The organism is Vitiosangium sp. GDMCC 1.1324, from assembly GCF_003044305.1.
Lineage (GTDB): Bacteria > Myxococcota > Myxococcia > Myxococcales > Myxococcaceae > Archangium.
The window spans coordinates 219,295-239,855 of the sequence record NZ_PZOX01000019.1; the positions used below are offsets into that span (position 1 = coordinate 219,295).

Below are 20,561 nucleotides of genomic sequence, written 5' to 3' on the forward strand. Positions count from 1 at the left end.
CCCTATTTCTCCTGCTTTCTCAAGCCGATGATACTGATCCCCAGGAGAATGGGGACACAAGCGGCCAGGAAGGCGATATCCCTCAGCATGAGGCCAGCCCCAAGCCCCTTCGTAAATGCGCCCAGACTGGAGTGCATATAGTAGGAGGCCGGCCAGATCGAACCGACGACAGCGGCGCCACCCTGCAGTGTGGAGACGGGCTGCAACAAACCAGAGAACTGAATGGTCGGCACAATGGTGAGAATCGCCGTGACGAAAACGGCCGCGACCTGGCTGCCGGTAAACGTCGAGGTCACCATTCCAATACCGGTCGTCGCCGCGACGTAGAACAGCGTGCAGATCAGCAACATCAAGAAGTTGCCCTTGATTGGAACACGGAAGACGATCAGCGCCAGGGCGGTCAGGATGATGAAGTTGGCCATGCCGATGGCGATGTAGGGCAGCTGTTTTCCGATCAGGTACTCCAGCTTCCCCGTGGGCGTGACATAGAAGTTGATGATCGAGCCCAGTTCCTTTTCGCGCACGATGCTGACCGTCATGAGAATCGCCGGTATCAGCAGCAGCAGCAGTGCCGGGACACTCGGCACGATGGAGTAGACACTTTCGAACGTCGGATTGTACATGAAGCGTTCTTGGAGATTGGCCGTATACTTTTGAGGATTGGCCGTCTGAAGACCGCTGGCGGGATCCTGCAGCAACTCGTTGTGCACTCCCTGGACATATTGCTCGACGGTATCGCCACGGAAGGTCATGGCGCCATCCACCTGTGCCAGCACCTCGGGCCCGGAGCCCCGGCGGAAATCCAGACCGAAACGAGGCGGAATCTCCAGCACCACCGAGGACTCATCTGACTGGAGCCGCTTGAGCGCCTCGTCGGCGGATAGGGCTGGCGGAGTCTGAGCAAAATAGCGGTTCGCCGCGGCGAACTGCTCGAGATACGCGCGGCTCTCGGGCGACTGGTCGAGGTCGAGCGTGGTATAGCGAATGTGTTCGACGTCGGTCGTGATTCCGAAGCCAAAAACGAGCATCAGGAGCGCCGACCCGATGAAGGCAAAGGCCAGTCGGATCGGGTCGCGAAGGATCTGCATGGTCTCATTGTGGGTGTATGCGAGCATCCGGCCGATACGCAGCCGGAGTGAGGCCCGGTCCGGGTGCGCTGGCGGGGGCGCGGGCTTTCCGGCCGCGGGCGCCTGGGCGGGAGTCTGCTCCTTGCTTTCGGCGCTTGGCGCGGCGTCGGCGGCAGCAGCGTCTTCCATGTAGGCGATGAAGGCGGTCTCCAGGCTGTCGGCATTCCGTGCCTCGATCAGCTTCTGGGGTGTATCACACGCCAACACCTTTCCCGCGTTCATGAGGGAGATGCGGTCGCAGCGCATGCCTTCGTTCATGAAGTGCGTCGTCACGAAGATGGTGACGCCCTGCTTGCGCGACAGGTCGATGAGCAGCTCCCAGAAGCTGTCCCGGGCCACCGGATCGACTCCCGACGTGGGTTCGTCCAGGATCAGGATCTGCGGCTCGTGGAGGACCGCGACGGCCAGCGAAAGCCGCTGGCGCAAACCCATTGGCAGATCCTCGGCCAACGCGTCCACATGCGCGCCCAGTCCGAATCTTTCTACCAACTCCTCGATGCGCGCCTTCGCCTTCTCGGGAGGGAGATGGTAGAGCCGGGCATGCAGGACCAGGTTCTGTTGGACGCTCAGCTCGCCGTAGAGCGAGAACGCCTGCGTCATGTATCCGAGGTTCTTGCGCACCTCCATGCTTCCGGCCTCGACGGAGCTGCCGAAGAGTTTCGCCGTCCCTTCCGTGGGAGGCAGAAGCCCGGTCAGCATCTTCATGGTCGTGGACTTGCCGCATCCGTTGGAGCCCAGGAAGCCGAAGATCTCTCCGCGCTCGATCGACAGGGTGACGTGGTCGACGGCCGTGAAGGTGCCGAAGCGGCGGGTCAGACCGTGCGCTTCGATGGCCAGGTCCCCCCTGCTCGGTGGACGGGGCGGGATGGTGAGCTCCTTATGGCCCTTGCGCTTCTCCTCGGGTAGCAGCGCGATGAAGCATTTCTCCAGATCCTTCGTCCCCGTCCGCTCCATCAGCTCCGCGGGGGTCCCGGTCGACAGCACGCGTCCCGCGTCCATTGCCACGATCCAGTCCCACTGCTGCGCCTCGTCCATGTAGGCCGTGGAGATGACGACGCTCATTCCGGGGCGGCCCGCGCGAATCTCGTCAATGAGGGTCCAGAATTGCCGCCTGGAGAGCGGATCGACGCCCGTGGTGGGCTCGTCGAGAATGAGAAGATCCGGGTCGTGGACCAACGCGCCGCAGAGCCCCACCTTCTGCTTCATTCCGCCCGAGAGCTTGCCAGCGGGGCGATCCGCGAATCTGCTCAGTCCCGTGGCCTGGAGCAGCTCCTTGATGCGGACCTCCCGTTCCTCGGCTGACAGCCCGAAGAGCCGGGCCATGAAATCGACATTGTCGTGGACGCTGAGCTCCAGGTAGAGGTTCTTGCCCAGTCCCTGGGGCATGTACGCGATCCGAGGGCCCACCGCGCGCCGGTGCCGGACGTCGGCGATGTCCCCATCCAGGACGGTCACCGTTCCCTGCTGCATCTTCTTGGAGCCAGCGACCAGGGCCAGGAGCGTCGACTTGCCGACGCCATCAGGACCCACGACGCCCACCATGATGCCGCTGGGAATATCGAGCGAGATGCTGTCGAGCGCGACGACGCTCCCATAGCGGTGCGTCACGGCCTTGATGGAAACGACTGGCTTGCCGCCGAACCTGTCCGACGATTCTGGAGACGCAGATGCGACCATGGATGAGCTCTCCCTGGTCACGAACTACCGGGAGCCAGACTGGGGTCCAGACTCGGATTGGGGTGGGGGCGAGACGAGATTCTGCAGTTTGGCCGGCCAGGCGGCGGATGGGTCCACCTTGACATAACCGACGCCGCGGATGCCCGTTTTGATTTGCTCGACGTAGCGGCTGGCCAGCTCCTTGGGGATCTGGATCTTCACCCGGAACATCAGCTTTTCTCGCTCGCTCTTCGTCTCGACCTGCTTGGGAGTGAATTGCGCTTCCGGGGACACGAAGCTGACAAACGCGGGGAGCGCGCGGTTGGGCTCGTAGTCGACGGTGATTCGCGCTTCGGAGCCGATCTTCATGCTGGCGGCCTCGTTGGCCGCGACAAATATCTCCATGTAGACGTCTTCCAGGTTCACGAGCGTCAGCGCCTTGCCGCCGGGCGCGAGAACCTCGCCGGGCTCGGCGAGACGGTAGAGCACTCTGCCAACCACGGGAGACTTGAGCGTCGCATCGGCGATGCGCGTCTTGATCGTCGCCGCGTTGGCTCGCGCGACTTCGACCTCCTGGAAGGCGGTCTTCAGCGCTGCCTCCGCTTCGTCCAGGCTGGCCTTGGTTGTCGCCAGCGTCCTCGTTCGAACGTCCAACTCTCGCTGCGAGCCGGCACCTTCCTTGACCAACTTTCGGGAGCGTTCGAGCTCGGTGGTGGCGAGCGCAATGTCGGCCTGCTGCTTGGCGATCGTCGCGTTGGCCGCCGCCATGCGTTCCTGCGCGGCCGCGACGCTCTCGTTGGCTTCTTTCAGGTTGGCCTCCAGCGTGGTGGTGTCCAACCGCACCAGCACCTGGTCTGGCTTGACGAGGTCGCCTTCGTTCACGCGGACTTCCTTCACGCGCAGGGGCTCCTTGGCGGCGATGTCGACGAGCTTCGCCTCGATGCGGCCGTTGCCCGAGACGATCCCCTCCGGCAGCGCGGATTGCTTCGTCTTCCAAATCCGGAAGCCGACGAACGCGATGACCGCGAGGGCGATCAACCCAATGATCCACTTGAACGTCTTCTTTGGGATCTTCTTGGGCATGGCGGGCTCCCTAGTGATTCTCCGGTGTGGGGCTCTTCGTTGTTTCTGGTTTCCGCGGCTTGGACAGCATGTCGCCCCAGTCGGTCCGATCGTCCATCTCGTGTTGCATCTGTTCCGGGACGATCGGCTGGCCCTGGCTCACCTCCCAGCCCCCGCCCAGGGCCTTGTATAGGGCGACCAGGTTCGTGGCGATGGATGAGTTCGTCTGGGTCAGGTTGGTCTGCTCTTGCAGGAGCGAACGTTGCGCATCCAGCACGCGTTGGTAATCCACGGCGCCTTCTCTGTACTGCACCAGGGCAATCTCCACCGACCGCTGGGCGGCCTTGACGGAGGCTTGCTCGAACGCCCCGGCCTTCTGGGAATTGACGAAGCCCGTCAGTGCGTCCTCCACATCCTGGGCCGCCCTGAGTACCGTGTTGCGGTAGTTGACGAGCAATTGCTGGAACCGCGCGTCCTCGACACGCACACCGTTCTTCAGGCGGCCGTAGTTCAGGAAGGGCCAGATGATCCGAGCGCCAGCGGAATAGACCAGGCTGCCGAGAGAAAAGAGATTGGCGGAGGGAGAGCCGCTGGTGCTCGCCTCGAGCCCGATGGTGCCCGTGAGCGTGAAGCTCGGATAGAGCTCCGCTTCGGCGATACCAATGCGGGCACACTGGGCGGCGGCAAACAGTTCGGCGCTGCGGACATCCGGACGCCGCCGCAGCAGCTCGGCCGGCATGCCGACGGCCACCTGCGCGGGCGCCAGCGGAATCTGCTTGGGTCCCGCCAACAATGCCTCGACGGCGCCCGGTGGCTGGCCCAGGAGCGTGCTCAAGGCGTTGCGGGCCTGGTCCAGCCCGATCTGCAGCTTGGGAATGGAGGCCCGGGTGCTCTCCAACAGAGTCGCGGCCTGGGTCGCATCGAGCTCCGAAGTGGCACCATTGCGGAAACGCGACTCGGCGATCTGGAGTCCCTCCTCCTGAAGTCTGACGTTCTGCTGGGCTTGCTCGATGAGTACTTCGTACGTCCGGACCACGACGTAGACTCGCGCGACTTCCGCCGTGAGCGAGACGAGGGCGGACTGGTAATCCGCCACCGATGCGAGCAGGTTGGCGGTTCCCGCCTCTACTCCTCGCCGGTACTTGCCCCAGAAGTCCAGTTCCCATATCGCGTCGAAACCCAGCTGATAATCCAGATAGCGACGATCGATGCCGGAGGTATTGGCGGCGTGCTCGCTGAGCCCCACCGCGGTTGCGCTGCCGGTGGCCACCTGCAATTGGGGAAACTGCTGACCGGTGACGATGCCCAACTGGGCGCGGGCCTCCACAATCCTCAGACCTGCGATCTGCAGCGGCAGGTTCTGCCGGTAGGAGAGCTCGACCAGGCGGTCGAGTACTGGATCGTCGAACGTCTTCCACCACTCGCTGTTGACCGCGGCCTGCGTCGAGAGCTGCGGGTCATTGTGGGTGCGCCACTCTTGAGGCGCCGTCGCCGTGGGTTTCGTGAAATTGGGACCTACCGTGCACCCGGAGAGCGCCGATAGGACGCCGAGCAGCGGCAATGCGCCGACCAGGGGCGGAAGCCCTGGACGCATCCCTTGCCTGGTGCTGTTTGTCTCCCGCATTCGAACCACCTCAATGTAGGGCGGTAATCTGGGTGTGTCGGAGCGGGAGAGGAAGTGCGACTCGCCGAATCACGCCACAATCCGGCCCACGGTGTTTGCTCCGGTATAGGGATCTCCGTCTGACGGACGAGAGGGATATCGTCCGTCGTACAAGAGCTCAGTCGCCCAGGTTGATTCCCAACGCGCGCGCGGTGAGCACGGTGTCGCTGTCGAGCGGCACGGCCCTCATCCGTTCGATGGCCGAGGCGAGGGGGATGGTCCTCACCGTCGGAGGGTCGAGCACGACCATCACGTTGACCTGACCCTCCGCGAGGGTGCGCACCGCCGCGGCGCCGAAGCGCAAGGCGATGAGGCGATCGAAGGTCGTGGGGCCGCCGCCGCGCTGCAGGTGCCCGAGCACCAGGCTCCGCGTCTGCTTGCCCGTCCTGTGCGCGATTTCGTCGGCGACGTACTGGCCGACACCGCCGAGCAGGACATCACGGCCGGCCATCTTGGGGCCGCGAACCATCAACTCTCCACCCTTGGGTTTGGCGCCCTCGGCCACCACCACGATGGAGAAGTGGCGGCCGGCACGCTCGCGCTGCATGACCTTCTCGCAGACCTTGTCGAGGTCGAAGGGGATCTCCGGCATCAGGATGACATCGGCGGTCCCGGCGACGCCCGAGGCCAGCGCAATCCAGCCCGCGTACCGGCCCATCACTTCGACGACCATCACGCGCTCGTGCGACTCGGCGGTGGAGTGCAGCTTGTCAATGGCGTCGGTTGCCGTGCTCACCGCGGTGTCGAAGCCGAACGTTGCCACCGTGCCCGAGATGTCGTTGTCGATCGTCTTCGGCACTCCCACGATGGGGATGCCCTTCTGGATGAGCTTCTGCGCGAGGCGCATCGAGCCGTCTCCGCCGATGCAGATGAGTGCGTCGAATTGCCTGGCGCGGAAGTTCTCGACCACCTTATCGGAGACATCGGTGATCCGGACGCCCTCCGGTGTCTGGATGGGGTACTCGAAGGGGTTGCCCTTGCTGGCGGTACCCAGGATGCTGCCGCCCAGGTGCGTGATACCGCGCACGGACTCGCGGGTCAGTGGGGTGAGCTCGCTGGTATCGAGGAGGCCGAGGTAGGCGTGGCGGACGCCGTAGACCTCCCAGCCGCGTTCAATCGCGGCCAGGGTGGCCGCTCGGATGACGGCGTTGAGACCAGGCGCGTCGCCGCCTCCGGTATTGATCGCAATTCGCTTGATCTTCTTGGGGTCGAGCATGTCCGTGCCTCCTCTTCCATGTTGGCCATTGCCCTCGCCTTCTGGCTAAAGGGCGAGGCGGGTCGCCTGCTCCGCGGCGCCGAGCAGTCCGGCGTCGCTGTTGACCACGACCTTCACCGGTGTCGTCTCGAGCAGGGGGCTGAGCCGACCCTTGGCGACGAAGGAGGCGCGGAAGGTTCCGTCGAGAAGCTTGGGGAGGATCTTCGGGGCGATTCCTCCCGAGACGAAGACCCCGCCGCGCGCCACGACCTTGAGCGCGAGATTCCCCGCTTCCGCGCCGTAGATGGAGACGAACAGCGACAGCGCCTGAACGCAGAGCGGGTCGTCGCCTGCGAGCCCGTGGCTCGAGATGATCGGGGCGGCATCGCCGGACGAGTCGGCAATCTCCTCGCTCACCACGGAAGAATCGGCCTCGGGCGAGCGGCTGCGCACGAACTCATAGAGCGCTACCAGCCCGCGCCCGGAGACGATCCGCTCGTAGGAGACGCGCGCGTGCTTTTTCAACAGGAACCTCAGCAGGTCCATCTCCAGCTCGTTTCGAGGCGCGAAGTCCGTATGGCCACCTTCGGAGGCGACCACCTCGTAGCCGCTTCCCGTGTGGACCACCACGGCCTCTCCGAGCCCGGTCCCTGCGCCGATCAACACCCACGGCCCTTTGGGATCCGACGGCGCGTCGTTCAGGACGGCGAAGTCGGACGCGGGCAGAACGGAGATCCCAATGGCCATGGCATGAAAGTCATTGATCAGGGAGACGCGTGGCACCCCGAGGGAGCGTTCGAGGCTCCTCGCATCGACGACCCAGCGCAGGTTGGTGGTCCGGCAGCTGTCTTCGATCACCGGGCCAGCGATGCCAAAGCACACCCGCGAGATTTCCTTGCCCCGTTGACCCAGGAACTCGCCCACCAGGGCTTCGAGGCTCGCGAAAGCCGCGCTCGGATAGACCCGCCGCTCCATGATGGTTCCGCCTTGTACCAAGGCGAGCGCGGTCTTCGTTCCGCCCACATCTCCGGCAAGCACCATCATGCCGCGTCACTCCTCTCGAGCTCAGCCGTCGAAAACGAAGCACACCTTGGCGGCCTCGCCCTGGTCGGCCATTTTGTAGCCCTTCGCCGCCTCGCTCAGGGGCAAGCGGGTCGTGCAGATCTTCTCCGGGTGCAGCCCCCATCGGTCGAGGCGGTCCAGGAGATCGCTCATATGCTTGAGCGAGGTCACCCAGGACCCGAACAGCGTGATCTGCGGATGAATCAGCACGGGAGAGACGTCGAATTCGATCTTGCCGCCTTCACCGACGAACGCGCATCGCCCCCACTGCCGCGTGCCTTGCAGGGCCAGCACTCTCCCCGCTGCCGACCCCGAGCAATCGATGCTGGCCTCGCATCCCCGGCCGCGCGTGAGATCCTTGATCCGGGCCAGTGTCTTGCCATCCACTTCCAGGGCCTCGTCGACCAGGCCGAGCTCCAAGGCCAGTTTTCGCCGCCCCGCCGACATTTCCGTTCCGATGACCTTGTTGGCTCCCAGCGCCTTGCCCAGCATCGCCACGCCCATGCCGACCGGACCCAGACCCGTCACCAGCAGGGCGTCGCCGCCGTTGACGCCTATCCGCGTCAGGGACTCCCATGCGGTACCGACACCGCAAGCGCACATCGCGCCATCAATGTATGACAGACTCTCGGGCATCCGGATGCAGTCGCGCTCGTCCGCCAGCATGAACGGTGCATGGCCTCCGTGCCTTTGCCAGCCATACGCCGCCCGCACCGGGCTGGAGCAACTGATCTGGTAGCCTTCGCGGCAGTCGTCGCAGACCCCACAGCCGCTGATGTGATAGACGGACACGCGGTCGCCGACCCGCAGCGTCTGACAACCCGGTCCGACCGCCGTGACCTGCCCGCACGGCTCGTGTCCGGCGATCATGCCGGCGATGTAGCGCTCGGCCCCTTCGCCGATGTGAGCCCGATAGATAGCGCGGATGTCACTGCCGCAGATGGCCGAGGCCTTCATTTTCACCAACACCTGCCCGTGCTGTGGCTTGGGGATGGGGAGTTCCCTGAACTCCACCGTCCTGTTGCCTGGCAGGATCACGCCCCGCATCATCTCGTCTTGTTGTTTGGCAACTGCTGGCGCCATGACTCATGTCCCCCGAAGAGTTTGCAACGAAACTAAGGTCTGCCCACCGCGTTGACGAGTGGGGCGAGCTCGGGCGGGCCGGACCTGTCATCGCGGAGCTTCCACTGCGGGACCGGGGGCTCGCTCGCCGGTATTGATGAACTCGAGGCGGTAGTTCGCCTGCGGGTCGCTCTTCGAGGGACCCGAGACGAGCATGACCAGCGGCCCGGCGACCTGATGCCGGCGGACCCAGTCCACCGAGAACCTTCGCCAGTCCGCCGGCTCGTCCGGCAGCTGGACGGCCAGCACCCCATACGAGAAGGCCAGGCCACGGCAGACCTTCGGGTCTTTGCTCGCCGCGACAACCCATACCGATGGCTTGAACCGGGAGATCATCCGGGCGGTCGTCCCGCTCTGTGTTGGCACCACCACCGCCGCGCACGGGGTGGTCTCCAGCGCGTGTTCCACGACCGACGCAACGGCCTCCGTCGCCGTCGTCGCCTTGCGATCGGGGTAGAGCGCTCGCAGGTTGGCGAGCCGGCCGTCCGGGCGCTTCGCTTCGGTCGTGGCCGCGATGCTCGCCAGCATCGCGACGGACTCCACCGGATAGCGGCCCATTGCCGACTCGGCGGACAGCATGACGCAGTCGGTCCCGTCGAGGATCGCGTTGGCCACATCCGTGGCCTCCGCGCGCGTCGGGAGGCGGCTGGACACCATGGACTCGAGCATCTGTGTGGCGGTGATGACCGGCTTGCCCGCGAGGTTCGCCATGGCGATCAACCTCTTCTGGAGCAAGGCAATCTCCTGGATGGGCACCTCGACGCCCAGGTCCCCACGCGCCACCATGATTCCGTCAGCGGCGGCCAGGATCTGCTCGATGTGCTGGATGGCGCCGGCGCGCTCGATCTTGGCGATGATGAAGGGCTGCTTCCCGCGCGAGGCGGCCGCCTCGCGCACCACCTGGATGTCCGCCGCCGTCTCCACGAAGGATTGGCTGACGGCGTCTACGCCGTGCTCCAGGGCGAAGTTGAGGCAGGCGAGGTCCCGAGCGGTGAAGGCGCTGATTCCCAGGTTGATCCCCGGGAGGTTCAATCCCTTGCGGGAGCGAAGCTCGCCGCCCACCGCCACCACGCACTCCACGTCGTTGCCCTTCACGCGCTCGACGACGAGTTGGACCAGCCCGTCGTTCAGGAACAGGCGGTCACCGGGTTTGACCACCTTGGGCAGCGCCTCGAAGCTCATCGAGACGCGTTTCGAGTTGCCGGTGATCTGCTCCGTGGTCAAGGTGAAGCGGTCGTTCGCCACGAGGTTGATCGGCTCCGGGTCGATCTTGCCGAGCCGCATCTTGGGTCCGGGCAGGTCGGCCATGATGGTGACCGGGCGCCCCACGGCTTTCTCGGCCGCCCGGAGGCGGGCAATCGTCGCGGCGTGCGCCGTGAAATCGCCGTGCGAGAAGTTGAGCCGTGCGATGTTCAACCCGGCGGCGATCAGCCGCTGGAGCACCTCGGGCGAGTCGGAAGCCGGCCCGATGGTCGCAACGATTTTGGTCTTCTGGTCAGGGAGTGGCATGGAGCCTCCGGGTTGAGTCGGGCAGGGCTTCCCGAAACTTCGCTCCGCTAATGGACGGCGGGGCTTTCGGCTGGCACGGAACCCTTGGTGACGGGACGGCCCTCGGTCAGCACGGAGCCTTCGACGAAGGGACGGCCCTCGGCGAGCGCCTCCAGGTTCGCCACCGTCGTCCGGGCGATGTCCCCCAGAGCCTCCCGGGTCAGGAACGCCTGATGGGCGGTGATCAGCACCTTGGGGAACGTCAGCAGCCGCGCCAACTCATCGTCGTGGAGCACCTGGCCGGACAGGTCCTCGAAGAAGACGCCTTCCTCCTCCTCGTAGACGTCCAGTGCCACGCCACCCAGCTTGTCGGCCTTCAAGGCGGCGATCAGCGCGGTGGTGTCGATCAGGCGGCCACGGCTCACGTTGACCAGGATGACCCCCGGCTTCATCAGCTCCAGGGTTTCGCCTCGGATGATGTGTTTGGTTTCAGGCGTCAGCGGAATGTGAAGCGAGATGACGTCGCTCTCTCGAGCGAGGGTCTTGGCGTCGACGTACTCCACGCCGAGCTGTCGCGCCCACTCGGTCGCGGGGAACGCGTCGAAAGCCAGGATGCGCATGCCGAAGCCGTGCAGGATCTGGGCGGTGATGCGGCCGATCTTTCCGGTGCCGAAGATCCCGGCGGTCTTGCCGTGCAGGTCGGTGCCGACCAGTCCGTTCAGCGAGAAGTTCTGTTCGCGTACGCGGTTGAATGCGCGGTGGATCTTTCGATTGAGCGTCAGCAGCAGGGCCACGGCGTGCTCAGCCACGGCGTAGGGGGAGTACACGGGCACGCGCGTGACGGTGATGCCCGCCTCCTGCGCAGCGCGGAGATCCACGTTGTTGTACCCCGTGCAACGGAGGGTCAGCAGCTTCACGCCCTGCTCGCCGAGCGTTTGCAGGCACGGCCGGTCCACCACGTCATTCACGAAGACGCAGACGGCCTGTGCCCCGCTCGCGGTCCGCGCGGTCTCGGCGCTGAGCCGGAAGTCCCAGAACTGCCACTGGAGCGTTTCCCGAGGAGCCGCTGCGAGCAGTTGCTCCCGGTCGTAAGACTTTGTGTCATAGACGGCGGTGAGCATCTTCATGCCTCCATTCAAGCCGGCGCCCGACAGCCTGCACCCCGCCATGTCTTGCCAGCTGGGCGGCGTTCGAGGACCACGCTGACGTCCGTGTTCTCGATGACGAGCCGGGACGTCACTGAAGGTAGATAGCGCCCGTGCCGATGGCCACCCTGGGGTGAGAGGCGGAGACCGAAGGACCGAGCCCTCGAAGGGCGCGGGATGGCCTGGTCAGCCGATGAGGTAGAGCACCAGCACCGTCACAATCAGAAGCTGCAGGGTCACCGTCCAGACCGTGACCCCTCGGAGCGGGATGAGAAACGCCTCGCTGGCCTGCTGACGCTCGAGCCGCATGCGCAGCTTTCGGCCCGTCTTCAATGCCGACCACATCAGCGAGTAACCCAGGATGACGAAGGCGGAGGCGAGCATGACCACCACCCAGCGAGGCCACCCCTTGACGAGCAGATCGGTGACGAGCGCGCCACCGCCCGCGATCGCCGCTCCTGTCCTCACCAGCGAGAGCAGGGTCCGCGTCGCCGACATGTGGGTGTTGTCGAGCGTGAGTTGGAACGAATTGTCGGTCGAAGGCTGAGAGGGATTGTCCATGCGAGCTCCCAGCGTTGCACGAGCGCCGCATGGAGGCCCCTGGCTCCGTCGAGGAGGCCGTCTCGTTTTGACGAATACATGACTCCGCGACCAGGCCGGTAAGTCGCCTCCTGTCTACCAGCGGTCCCTAGGGCTCATCGGCGGTGTGCGGTCAGGACGACGTAGCCCATGCCGCGCGATGCCACGTTGGTGACGCGTGCCCATTCGCTCTTCATGCCGGCGAGGAAGGCCTCACCGTAGGCCCGCCGCACTTCCTCTCCCTTTTCCTCGATGCCGACGGCCACGGCGCCAAGTGTCGCCATGACATTCCCGCTCACGTCCAGCACCTGCTCGACGTCGAAGCCCGCGCCGCGGACGATCGCCGGGTAGGTCTCGGCGGTGATCAGGCTCCGGGCGAGCAGTGCGCGATGCAGGAAGGCCCGCTCCTCCGGGGTCGCGGTTTCCGTGACGACGATGTCGGCAATGACCAGCCGGCCGCCGGGGCGGAGGACTCGCGCGGCCTCTCTCAGCACCGTGGCGCGATCGGGCATGTGGAAGATGGACTCGATGGCCCACGCGGCATCGAAGGACTCGGCGGGGAAGGGCAGCGCCATGGCGTCGGCGCAGCGAAAGGCCGTCTGTCCGCTCGTCCCGAGGAGGCGTGCCCATCGCTCGGCTTGTGCGGCCTGTCGCGGACTGATGGTGATTCCCTCCACCTCGCATCCGGTGCTCCGGGCGAGCTGGATTGCGGGCTCTCCGATGCCGCACCCGGCATCCAGCACCCGTTGCCCCTTCCGGACTCCGAGCTGCCCGATCAGGAAGTCCGTGAAGCGCTGCTGGGCCTCGCCGAGCGAGCTGCCCTCGTCTCCCCGGGGCCAATAGCCGAAATGCAGGCTCCGACTTCCTACGATCTCGTAGAATCGCGTGATGTGGTCGTAGTGGCGCGCCACCGCCTCCGGCGTCGCTTCGAGTTCGGCATTCATGGTGTTGTGACAGCATACGCTTCCATGGGCATTGCACTGGAAGTGTTCAGCTCCATATGCTCCGGCCCCGAGCAGCGGGGGCCCCCCTCGCCTGGCTGCCCGAGCATTCATGCGGAGCTACGAGCTCTTCCAGTCCACCCTTGATGCCGCCTGGGAGATCCTCGAGGCGCGGCTCGCCGCGTTGCCGCCTCCGCTCGATGCGCTGGCGCACCGCTTCCTCGCGCGTATCTCCCACGGGAAGCTCGGCCACCGGGGTTATTTCTCCAGCCAGCTCGCCCCGCCGCTCGTCTTCCTCCCGCTGTGGTTGCGCGAGCGCTTCCGGCGCGAGCAGCCCGCCTCGGCACCCTCGGGCGAAGCCACGGTGCGCCTCGTGGCCGCCGCCATGTGGGGCTACCTCTATATTCGCATCCAGGATGACCTCCTCGATGAGGCGCACCCGGAGCGCTCGCGGACTTTGCTCGGCAATGTCTGTGGATGGGAGATGGCCCGGCTGCTGGAGGCGCTCGTGGGTGACTCGGCGGCCTTCCGCTCGGCTTTCGAGCGCGCGTGGATCGACTTCACCCGGTGGACGCTCTCGGAGCACGAGCAGCTCCTGTCCAATGCCCCGTACCCTGACGCGCTCTTCGAGCAGCACGCTCGCAAGGTGGCGTTCGCCCGCGTGCCCGCGCTCGCCCTGTGTGTCCTCGCCGGCCGCGCCGAACTCGAGCCCGCTGTCGACACGCTGGTCGATCACCTCGGCGTCGCATACGGGTTGACCAATGACGTGGTGGGGTGGCAGCGGGACCTCGCCAATGGCCATCGCACCTTCCTACTCGCGCGTGCCGGCTTCACGCGTGGGGAGCCCCTGGAAGGTGCGCGCCGCAAGGTACGTGAGGCCCTCTATGGGCGTGGCCTCCTCGCCGCGACCCTGGAGGCCTCGGCCGAGTGGCAACAACGCGCCGCCAGGAGCGCGGAGGGACTTGGTCTCGTGGAGTTCGCGGACTACACGCGCGAGCGGCTCACGTTCCTGGACGAGCTGCTGCAGGAGGCTCGCATGTTCCGGCTCCGCTGGGTGCTCGCCGGCGGTGCCGTCGCTCCAGGTGCCAGCGAGGCTTCCCGTCCATGACGCCCGCACAGGTCCGTGCCACGTACGACGAAGCGTACGCGCGCCGTTACGAGGCCTCCTTCCTGTTCACGTCTGAGTATGGCTTCCGCGAGAAGATGCTCCTCGAGCTGTTCCTCCTCCGGATGCTCTCGCTGCAGGCGGACTCGTGGCTCGATGTGGCGTGCGGCACCGGATTCTTCCTCCGCCATGGGCGTGGCAATCCGCGCATCTCGTGCGTGGGGCTCGACCTCTCACCGGCCATGCTCGCGCTCGCCCGCGGGGCGAACCCGGAGGGGCTGTTCGTCGAAGGTGACTTCCTCGCGCCGCATCCGGACTTCGAGGGACGCTTCGCTCTCACCTCCTGCATGTGGGGCGCCTACGGGTTGCAGGAGTCCGTCGCGCACGTCGAGCGTCTGGCCGAGAACCTGACCCGGTGGACGCGTCCCGGTGGCACCGTCTTCCTGCCTGTCTTCGATCCGGCGCGCTTCGTCGTCCTTCAGTCCGAGGGGCGGTTGATGGCGGGTGTGACGTTGCGTGCGCCCGATGGCACACGTTGGTCGTATCTCGAGCCCGACGGGAAGCTGCATGAGGACGTGCTCGCACCGCCCATCGAGGTGATGCGCGCGATGTTCGAGCCTGCCTTCGAGAGCGTGGAGATCAGGCCTTATCCGGACACACCGGGCGTGCCGATGGCCGCCCTCATCGCGCGTGACCGTCGCGAGCCGGTGAAGCTCTCAAACAACCGTTTCATCAGTGGAGGGGTGCACCATGGACAAGAAGCTCATCGATGAAATCATTGGCCGTGCCGTGGCGGATGCCGATTTCCGCAGGGACCTGAAATCCAATCCCGAGAAGGCCCTGCAGGACGCGGGGTATTCCGTCTCGCCAACGTTCCTGGCGGCCATCAAGGCGGCCAGCTCCACGGATCTGGATGCGCTCGCGAGCGAGTACGAGACCCGCTTCCCCGGTGGCCAGACCACCAGCTCGGACTCCGATGATGAGTCCGGCTCCGGGTCCGGTGCGATGGGCTGAGCGTTTCGCCGCGTTCCCACCCCTGTTCGTGGGACGGTGACTCCACGAACAGGGGGCCCGGGCCGGCGCCTCAGGAGGCGCGACGCAGCTCGGTGGGCTCGGCGTCCGGCTGGGGCGAGATTCCAGTCGAAGCCAGTACGCGCTGCGCCTCGGCCAGATCGTTGTCGCGCTCCCGCGGATCGCGCTGGCACGCCGCGCGCTCGTGCAACGCCAGCCCCTCCTCGAAGGGCATCTTCAGCTCGCGGGCGAGCTCCACGCTTCTCCGTGCCGCCTCCAGGGCCGCTTCGAGGCGCCCCTGCATCCTCGCGCGCTGGGCTTCGCAGCGCCACGCCGCGGGACCGCCGAAGCGGAACACCTTCGTGAAGCCATGGAGCGCCTTGATGGCGAGTGCGATGGCCTGCTCGGACTCCTGGCGCTCCTGCGCGCTCGCTCCGCCGCCGGTCAGCAGTTGCAGGTGGTACTCCACCATGTTGGCCAGGCCGAGATAGAGCGAGTAGTGCAGTCCGGGCGCGAACTTGAGCAGGGGCATCGCCTGGCGCGCGGCGTCCTGGCTCGTTCCCTGTTGGGTGAGCGCCAGCACGCTGAGGGCGATCAGCTTCTCCGCTGGGAACTGCTGCTCACCGATGAGCCCCAGTGCCCGCTCCGCGTGCTCGCGCGCCGCACCCACCCGTCCGCGGCGGCGCTCCACCTCGGAGAGGAACGCGTGCGCCTGGATCTCCGACACCGCGTAGCCGCCGCGCCTGGCGTTGGCGGCCACCTCCTCGAAGGCCGCCGCGCTCTGTTCGTGCCGCCCCATGTAGAGCCACAGGATGGCCCGATCGGTCAGCGGGTGCAGCCCCACCTCCGTCTGCTGCGCGCCGAGCCGCTCGTTGAGCGCCACCGACTTCTCGATCGTCGACGAGGCGGGCTCCCACTCGGCGTTGAACAGATGGAAGAGGCAGAAGATGTGGTTGACGTAGCTGATGGTGACGAGGTCCTCGATGCCCTCCAGGGCGCGGACCGCGCGGTCGTAGTAGGTCTGTGCGATTCGCCGCAGGCCCAGCGTGCTGAAGAACGCGCTCGCCTGGACGAGTGCGTTGACGTGCTCGTTGGAGGGGCCGGCATCCTCGGCCTCGTTGAGCTGTCGCAGCAGGGAGTACAGGCCCGGCAGCGGCTGCCCAGCGAAGAAGTAGAGCTTGAGGTGGTGGCGGCGGATGTTCGCCGCCTGCAGCAGCCGTTCCCGCCCGGTGGAGCGCGGCTCGGGCGGTTGCGCGAGGCGGCGCCACAGGTGGACGCCCAATTCGCGCAGCATGCCCAGGGCGGTGGGGCCATTGCCCTCGGGCAGCGGGCAGTCGAGGTGGCGCAGCGCCTGGCCGTACTCGCGGATCGCCTCCTCGTGACGCCCCATGCGCATCAGGGCCTCCGCCCGCATCTGCGTGCGCATGGCCGCGTCTTCGCGCGTGGGGAAGCGCTTCGCCTCCGCCTCGAGCCGCTCCGCCTCGGAGAGGAAGGTGAACACCTCGGGGTTCGCGTACGCATCGAGCGCCTGCTTCGCCGCCCGCACCAGATAGGAGATGGCCCGAGGCTTGTCGTCCGCCAGCGTCCAGTGGTGGGCGAGCAGCGGCAGGAAATGGTGGAGATCGTCGGCGCGCTTCTTCTCGATGAGCTCGGCGAGCGCACGGTGCAGATCGCGCCGCTGGGTGAACAGCATCAGGTTGTAGGCAACGTCGCGCGTGATGATGTGCTTGAAGATGTACTGGAGGTGGGGCAGCGGCGACTCGAGCGGCGTGAAGCCCATCGCGTCGAGCGCCTTCAGGTAGGACTCCAGGTGGGGCCGTTCATCGGCGACCGGGTAGATGGCGCGCAGCGTCTCGGGGTCGAACACACGGCCGATGACGCTGGCGACCTTCAGCGGGAGCTGGAGGTGTGGCGGCGCGCGATCGATGCGGCTGGTGATGATTCCCTGGAGCGTGCCAGGCACGGAGATGGACGTCAGGTCCGGCACGAGCAGGCGGCACCGTCCGTCCTCCACGGCGATGGCGCGCCGCTCGAGCAGCTCGCGAACGAGCTCCTCGCAGAAGAACGGGTTGCCCGCGGCACTGTCGCGCAGCAGCGCGGCCAGCTCCTCTGGCAGCGACTCGACACCGAGTCGGCGCCGCGCCAGTTCCAGGCTCTCGCTCTGCTCCAGGCCCTCCAGCTTCAGGTGGAGCGCGTCGGGGTGGTTCCGCACGGCGTTGCAGTCCGTCGTCGGCAGGTCGATCTCCGGCCGCATCGTCAGCACCAGCAGGAGGGGCTCCACGTCGCGCACCACGCGGTGGATGAGCCTCCAGGAGGCCGAGTCGAGCCAGTGCGCGTCTTCGAGCACCACCACGAGGGGGCCCGCGCTCGCGCGAGTCCGCAGCAGATCGAGCACCAGCTCGAGGGTGGACTCGCTCCGCATCTCGCCCGTCATCTGCGTGGTGACGTCCGTCTCGGGCAGGTCGGAGGGGAGGAACGCGTTGAGCAGCGGCGCGAAGCGCTCCGTGCCAGGCTTCACGCCGAGCTGGCGGAGCGCCTCCTCGCGCCGCGCCGGCTCGTTCGCCGCCGGCCCCAGCAGCTCGGTGACGATGGGCCTCCACGCGAACCACGCGGTGCCCTTCTCGAAGGCATCCGCCGCTCCGCCCAGGACCGTGGCGCCGAGGCGCTCGGTCTGTGCCAGGAGGTCGATGAGCAGCCGCGACTTGCCGATGCCCGCCTCTCCCTCGATGAGCACGAGCCGCGAGGCGTGCTGCCCGACGAGCCGGTTCAGCGCCTGCGTCAACTGCCGGCGCTCCTCGGTCCGGCCGATGAGGCTGCTCAGCTCCGGGAGGGGAGCGGCCGGGGCCTGGCGCTGGCGCGGCCGGAACATGGGCACGGGCTCCGTCCTGCCGCGGACCTTGCGTGGTGCCAGGGCGTCGAACTCGAGCCGCGCCGTGGCGCCCGCCCGGGTGGCCTCGTCGCACAGGATGTCGTCGACCCCCTCGGCCATGATGCGCGCGGCGAGGTTCATCACGTCGCCAATGAGCGTGTAGATGCGGCGCTCGTCATTGCCCACGGTGCCGGAGAACACGCGCCCGGTGGTGATGCCCACGGAGCAGCGCAGCCCCTGCTGCTTGACCGCATCGCGCACCGCGAGGCCGGCGAGCGCTCCGCGCTGCGCGTCGTCCTCGTGGGAGAGCGGAGGCAGGCCAAAGGCGGCGATGACGGTGATGCCTTTGTCGTCGACGCCGAACTGGTAGATGCTGCCCTCGAAGCGGTAGACGGCGCGCTGGATCGCCGTCATCACCGCGTGGGCCTCCGCCACCGGCGTGCGCTCGCTGAGATCCGGCAGGTTGATGAAGAGCGTGGTCACCTGACGCAGCTCCGCCAGCCAGTCGCGGTGACCCGCCTCGATGCGGGTGCGGATGGCGGCGGGCAGGAACTCCCTGAGCGCGCTCTCGCACTGGGCGGGCAGCTCCGAGCGGGGCTCGCGGCGTGGCGCCAGCGGGTTGCGCAGCGCCGAGAGCTGCATCCACCCGCTCGGCCGGGCCTGGCCCGAGGCGCGTTCTCCCAGGTGCTTGACGGCGTCGGGCGAGAGCATCACCAGCCCCGGCGCCAGGGGAAGCGCCCGGCCGCAGATGCGCTCGAGCGCGCTGCCGGTCACGTAGCACTCCCAGCGGTTGCGCACGCCGCCCGCGTAGACGAGCGCCACCTCGCCCACGTCGATGGCCACCTTGAGCTCGAGCTTCTCGGGCGAGGCGGCGGCGGTGGCGGCCATGCGGCTCTGCAAGGCCAGTCCGCACTGGGCGGCACGCTGCACCACCTCGCCGAGGTCGTCGCCGTACCAGACGCAGAGCATGGCGTCGCCAGCGGAGCTGAGCACGTCGCCACCGTGCTCGAGCACCGTGCCCATCAGCATGCCGAAGTAGGCGTTGAGGATCGTCGTGAGCTCATCGATGCCGGCGGGGCCTCGGCGCGCGAAGCGCTCGCAGAGCGGCGTGAACCCTGACACGTCGAAGAAGAGCACCGCGCCTGGTCTGACTTCGCGCAGCGGCTCGGCCAGCGGTGCGGTGCGCGTGCGGATGGCACGCTGCACCTGCATGGGGACGTAGGCCTGGAAGATATCGGTCAGTGTCGGCATGAGCCCTCTCCGGCGGGGCAGAACCCCCTGATTCTACCTCAAGGGGAGGGGGTTCAGAATGCCACGCTCAGAAATTGCAGGCGCCGGCCCAGGGGTGGCATGGGTTTCCACACAGGCGTCTCGGATGCCAGACGGAGCCCGGGCATCCGCTCCAGGAGCGTCCGGAAGCAGACTTCCGCCTCCAGGCGGGCGAGCGCCGCTCCCAGGCAGTAGGAGGCGCCCATCCCAAAGGCCAGGTGACGGTTGGGTGAACGGGTGATGTCGAACCGATCCGGGTCGGGAAACACCTCGGGATCGTGGTTGGCGGCCTTGTAGACGAGGACGAAGGACTCCCCGGAGGAGAACCGCCGGCCACCCAGCTCCAGGGATTCCCCGCTGACCCGGACCATCGCGTCCACGGCCCCGTCGTAACGCAGCATCTCCTCGATGGCCGACGGCAGCAGCTCGGGCCTGTCGCGCAGCAGGGCCAGTTGCTCGGGATGCCGCAGCAACAACTGGAGGCCGCGGGAGATGAGGTGGCTCGTGGTCTCGTGCCCGGTGAAGAGCAGCGTCACGCAGTTGGCGACGATCGCCTCCGGCTCGCGGGCGAAGAAGCCCTGGTCCTGGGAGACCAGGACGCTGACGAGGTCATCGCCCGGTGCCCGGCGGCGCTCGGCGATGAGGGGACGCATGAAGTCCTGCATCTCCAACAGGCTGCGCTGGCCGCGGCGCAGCGCCTCGACTCCCACATGTTGGAAGAAGCAGAGGATGTCGGCCGACCAGCGCAACAGGTGCCCCCGGTCCCCGGCGGGGATTCCCAGGAGCTCGCCGATGACGCGGGCGGGCAGGGGACGGGCCAGCTCCTCGACCACTTCGAGCTCCCCGCGATCCCGCACTGCGTCGAGCAACTCATCGGTGAGTTGCTGCACGCGCGGGCGCAGTCCTTCCACCGTGGCGGGGGTGAAGTACTTCTTGAGGGCACGCTGGAAGTCGAGGTGGTCCTGTTCGCCGCAGAGTCCCGCCCACAGCCGCAGGGAGTCACGCGCCGGCTGGAATTGCCGCCGCAGTGCCTCGGGCAGGCGATCCAACCAGCCCGTCCCCGGGGGAGAGAGCAGCCGGCGCTCCCTGGCGGCCGCGAGCACGTCCGCGTAGCGCGTCAGCACCCAGCCGTTGAACTGGGGGCTCCAGTACACGGGGTTCTCGGTGCGCAAACGATGCAGGAGGGTGTGCGGATCCTCCACCACTCCGGGTGCGAAGAAGTCGTAGGTCGCTGGGGATGACATGGGTCCGGCCTCGCCCGCATGTC

15 protein-coding genes are annotated in these 20,561 nt (G+C 66.9%); 3 read left to right on the forward strand and 12 right to left on the reverse strand.

What is annotated here, in order from left to right:
* Nucleotides 1-2: 2 nt before the first annotated feature.
* The 10 genes from rbbA to DAT35_RS41650 form a co-directional block, all read right to left on the reverse strand.
* The gene (gene rbbA, locus DAT35_RS41605; protein WP_108074851.1) at nt 3-2,804 is read right to left on the reverse strand and encodes a ribosome-associated ATPase/putative transporter RbbA; all 2,802 of its coding nucleotides are present in this window, start codon (nt 2,802-2,804) and stop codon (nt 3-5) included.
* A gap of 24 nt (nt 2,805-2,828) precedes the next feature.
* Nucleotides 2,829-3,866 carry an HlyD family secretion protein gene (locus tag DAT35_RS41610; protein ID WP_108074852.1) on the reverse strand — a complete coding sequence of 346 codons (1,038 nt, stop codon included), beginning with the start codon at nt 3,864-3,866 and terminating at the stop codon, nt 2,829-2,831.
* A gap of 10 nt (nt 3,867-3,876) precedes the next feature.
* Nucleotides 3,877-5,469, reverse strand: coding sequence for an efflux transporter outer membrane subunit (locus DAT35_RS41615; RefSeq protein WP_108074853.1), 1,593 nt, complete (start codon nt 5,467-5,469; stop codon nt 3,877-3,879).
* A 157-nt stretch (nt 5,470-5,626) separates the two neighbouring features.
* Nucleotides 5,627-6,724, reverse strand: a complete 1,098-nt coding sequence (locus tag DAT35_RS41620; protein ID WP_108074854.1) for a 6-phosphofructokinase — start codon at nt 6,722-6,724, stop codon at nt 5,627-5,629.
* 45 nt (nt 6,725-6,769) lie between these two features.
* Nucleotides 6,770-7,747, reverse strand: a complete 978-nt coding sequence (locus DAT35_RS41625; RefSeq protein WP_108074855.1) for a glucokinase — start codon at nt 7,745-7,747, stop codon at nt 6,770-6,772.
* A 21-nt stretch (nt 7,748-7,768) separates the two neighbouring features.
* On the reverse strand, nt 7,769-8,848 hold the full coding sequence (locus DAT35_RS41630; RefSeq protein WP_233262020.1) for a zinc-binding dehydrogenase: 1,080 nt from the start codon (nt 8,846-8,848) through the stop codon (nt 7,769-7,771).
* An 87-nt stretch (nt 8,849-8,935) separates the two neighbouring features.
* Nucleotides 8,936-10,396, reverse strand: coding sequence for a pyruvate kinase (gene pyk, locus DAT35_RS41635; protein WP_108074856.1), 1,461 nt, complete (start codon nt 10,394-10,396; stop codon nt 8,936-8,938).
* 47 nt (nt 10,397-10,443) lie between these two features.
* Nucleotides 10,444-11,496 (reverse strand): 2-hydroxyacid dehydrogenase, encoded by a 1,053-nt coding sequence (locus DAT35_RS41640; RefSeq protein WP_199243158.1) that lies wholly within the window; start codon nt 11,494-11,496, stop codon nt 10,444-10,446.
* 210 nt (nt 11,497-11,706) lie between these two features.
* Complete coding sequence (locus tag DAT35_RS41645) at nt 11,707-12,081, reverse strand: DUF202 domain-containing protein (protein ID WP_108074858.1); 375 nt, start codon at nt 12,079-12,081, stop codon at nt 11,707-11,709.
* 134 nt (nt 12,082-12,215) lie between these two features.
* On the reverse strand, nt 12,216-13,043 hold the full coding sequence (locus DAT35_RS41650) for a cyclopropane-fatty-acyl-phospholipid synthase family protein (RefSeq protein ID WP_158502111.1): 828 nt from the start codon (nt 13,041-13,043) through the stop codon (nt 12,216-12,218).
* A gap of 109 nt (nt 13,044-13,152) precedes the next feature.
* Between DAT35_RS41650 and DAT35_RS41655 the strand changes: the two genes are divergently transcribed.
* The 3 genes from DAT35_RS41655 to DAT35_RS41665 are packed head-to-tail and all read left to right on the forward strand — an operon-like array spanning nt 13,153 to nt 15,159.
* Nucleotides 13,153-14,148: a class 1 isoprenoid biosynthesis enzyme gene (locus DAT35_RS41655; protein ID WP_108074860.1), complete on the forward strand. Its 996-nt coding sequence runs from the start codon at nt 13,153-13,155 to the stop codon at nt 14,146-14,148.
* Nucleotides 14,145-14,918 (forward strand): class I SAM-dependent methyltransferase, encoded by a 774-nt coding sequence (locus DAT35_RS41660; protein ID WP_108074861.1) that lies wholly within the window; start codon nt 14,145-14,147, stop codon nt 14,916-14,918. Before DAT35_RS41655 ends, DAT35_RS41660 begins: the two co-directional genes overlap by 4 nt.
* Nucleotides 14,896-15,159, forward strand: coding sequence for an Os1348 family NHLP clan protein (locus DAT35_RS41665; protein WP_108074862.1), 264 nt, complete (start codon nt 14,896-14,898; stop codon nt 15,157-15,159). Before DAT35_RS41660 ends, DAT35_RS41665 begins: the two co-directional genes overlap by 23 nt.
* 70 nt (nt 15,160-15,229) lie before the next feature.
* On the opposite strand, the gene DAT35_RS41670 is transcribed toward DAT35_RS41665, so the two are convergent.
* Both DAT35_RS41670 and DAT35_RS41675 read right to left on the reverse strand, forming a co-directional pair.
* Nucleotides 15,230-19,276, reverse strand: a complete 4,047-nt coding sequence (locus DAT35_RS41670) for an AAA family ATPase (RefSeq protein WP_108074863.1) — start codon at nt 19,274-19,276, stop codon at nt 15,230-15,232.
* 53 nt (nt 19,277-19,329) lie between these two features.
* Nucleotides 19,330-20,538, reverse strand: a complete 1,209-nt coding sequence (locus DAT35_RS41675) for a cytochrome P450 (protein ID WP_108074864.1) — start codon at nt 20,536-20,538, stop codon at nt 19,330-19,332.
* Between the last annotated feature and the right edge of the window lie 23 nt (nt 20,539-20,561).

Bases quoted from the DNA above. Each gene is read 5' to 3' on its own strand.
- DAT35_RS41650 (WP_158502111.1), bottom strand. From the start codon at position 13,043: ATGAATGCCGAACTCGAAGCGACGCCGGAGGCGGTGGCGCGCCACTAC.
- DAT35_RS41660 (WP_108074861.1), top strand. From the start codon at position 14,145: ATGACGCCCGCACAGGTCCGTGCCACGTACGACGAAGCGTACGCGCGC.
- DAT35_RS41610 (WP_108074852.1), bottom strand. From the start codon at position 3,866: ATGCCCAAGAAGATCCCAAAGAAGACGTTCAAGTGGATCATTGGGTTG.
- DAT35_RS41630 (WP_233262020.1), bottom strand. From the start codon at position 8,848: ATGGCGCCAGCAGTTGCCAAACAACAAGACGAGATGATGCGGGGCGTG.
- DAT35_RS41640 (WP_199243158.1), bottom strand. From the start codon at position 11,496: ATGCTCACCGCCGTCTATGACACAAAGTCTTACGACCGGGAGCAACTG.
- pyk (WP_108074856.1), bottom strand. From the start codon at position 10,396: ATGCCACTCCCTGACCAGAAGACCAAAATCGTTGCGACCATCGGGCCG.
- DAT35_RS41670 (WP_108074863.1), bottom strand. From the start codon at position 19,276: ATGCCGACACTGACCGATATCTTCCAGGCCTACGTCCCCATGCAGGTG.
- DAT35_RS41665 (WP_108074862.1), top strand. From the start codon at position 14,896: ATGGACAAGAAGCTCATCGATGAAATCATTGGCCGTGCCGTGGCGGAT.
- DAT35_RS41615 (WP_108074853.1), bottom strand. From the start codon at position 5,469: ATGCGGGAGACAAACAGCACCAGGCAAGGGATGCGTCCAGGGCTTCCG.
- DAT35_RS41655 (WP_108074860.1), top strand. From the start codon at position 13,153: ATGCGGAGCTACGAGCTCTTCCAGTCCACCCTTGATGCCGCCTGGGAG.
- rbbA (WP_108074851.1), bottom strand. From the start codon at position 2,804: ATGGTCGCATCTGCGTCTCCAGAATCGTCGGACAGGTTCGGCGGCAAG.
- DAT35_RS41625 (WP_108074855.1), bottom strand. From the start codon at position 7,747: ATGATGGTGCTTGCCGGAGATGTGGGCGGAACGAAGACCGCGCTCGCC.
- DAT35_RS41645 (WP_108074858.1), bottom strand. From the start codon at position 12,081: ATGGACAATCCCTCTCAGCCTTCGACCGACAATTCGTTCCAACTCACG.
- DAT35_RS41675 (WP_108074864.1), bottom strand. From the start codon at position 20,538: ATGTCATCCCCAGCGACCTACGACTTCTTCGCACCCGGAGTGGTGGAG.
- DAT35_RS41620 (WP_108074854.1), bottom strand. From the start codon at position 6,724: ATGCTCGACCCCAAGAAGATCAAGCGAATTGCGATCAATACCGGAGGC.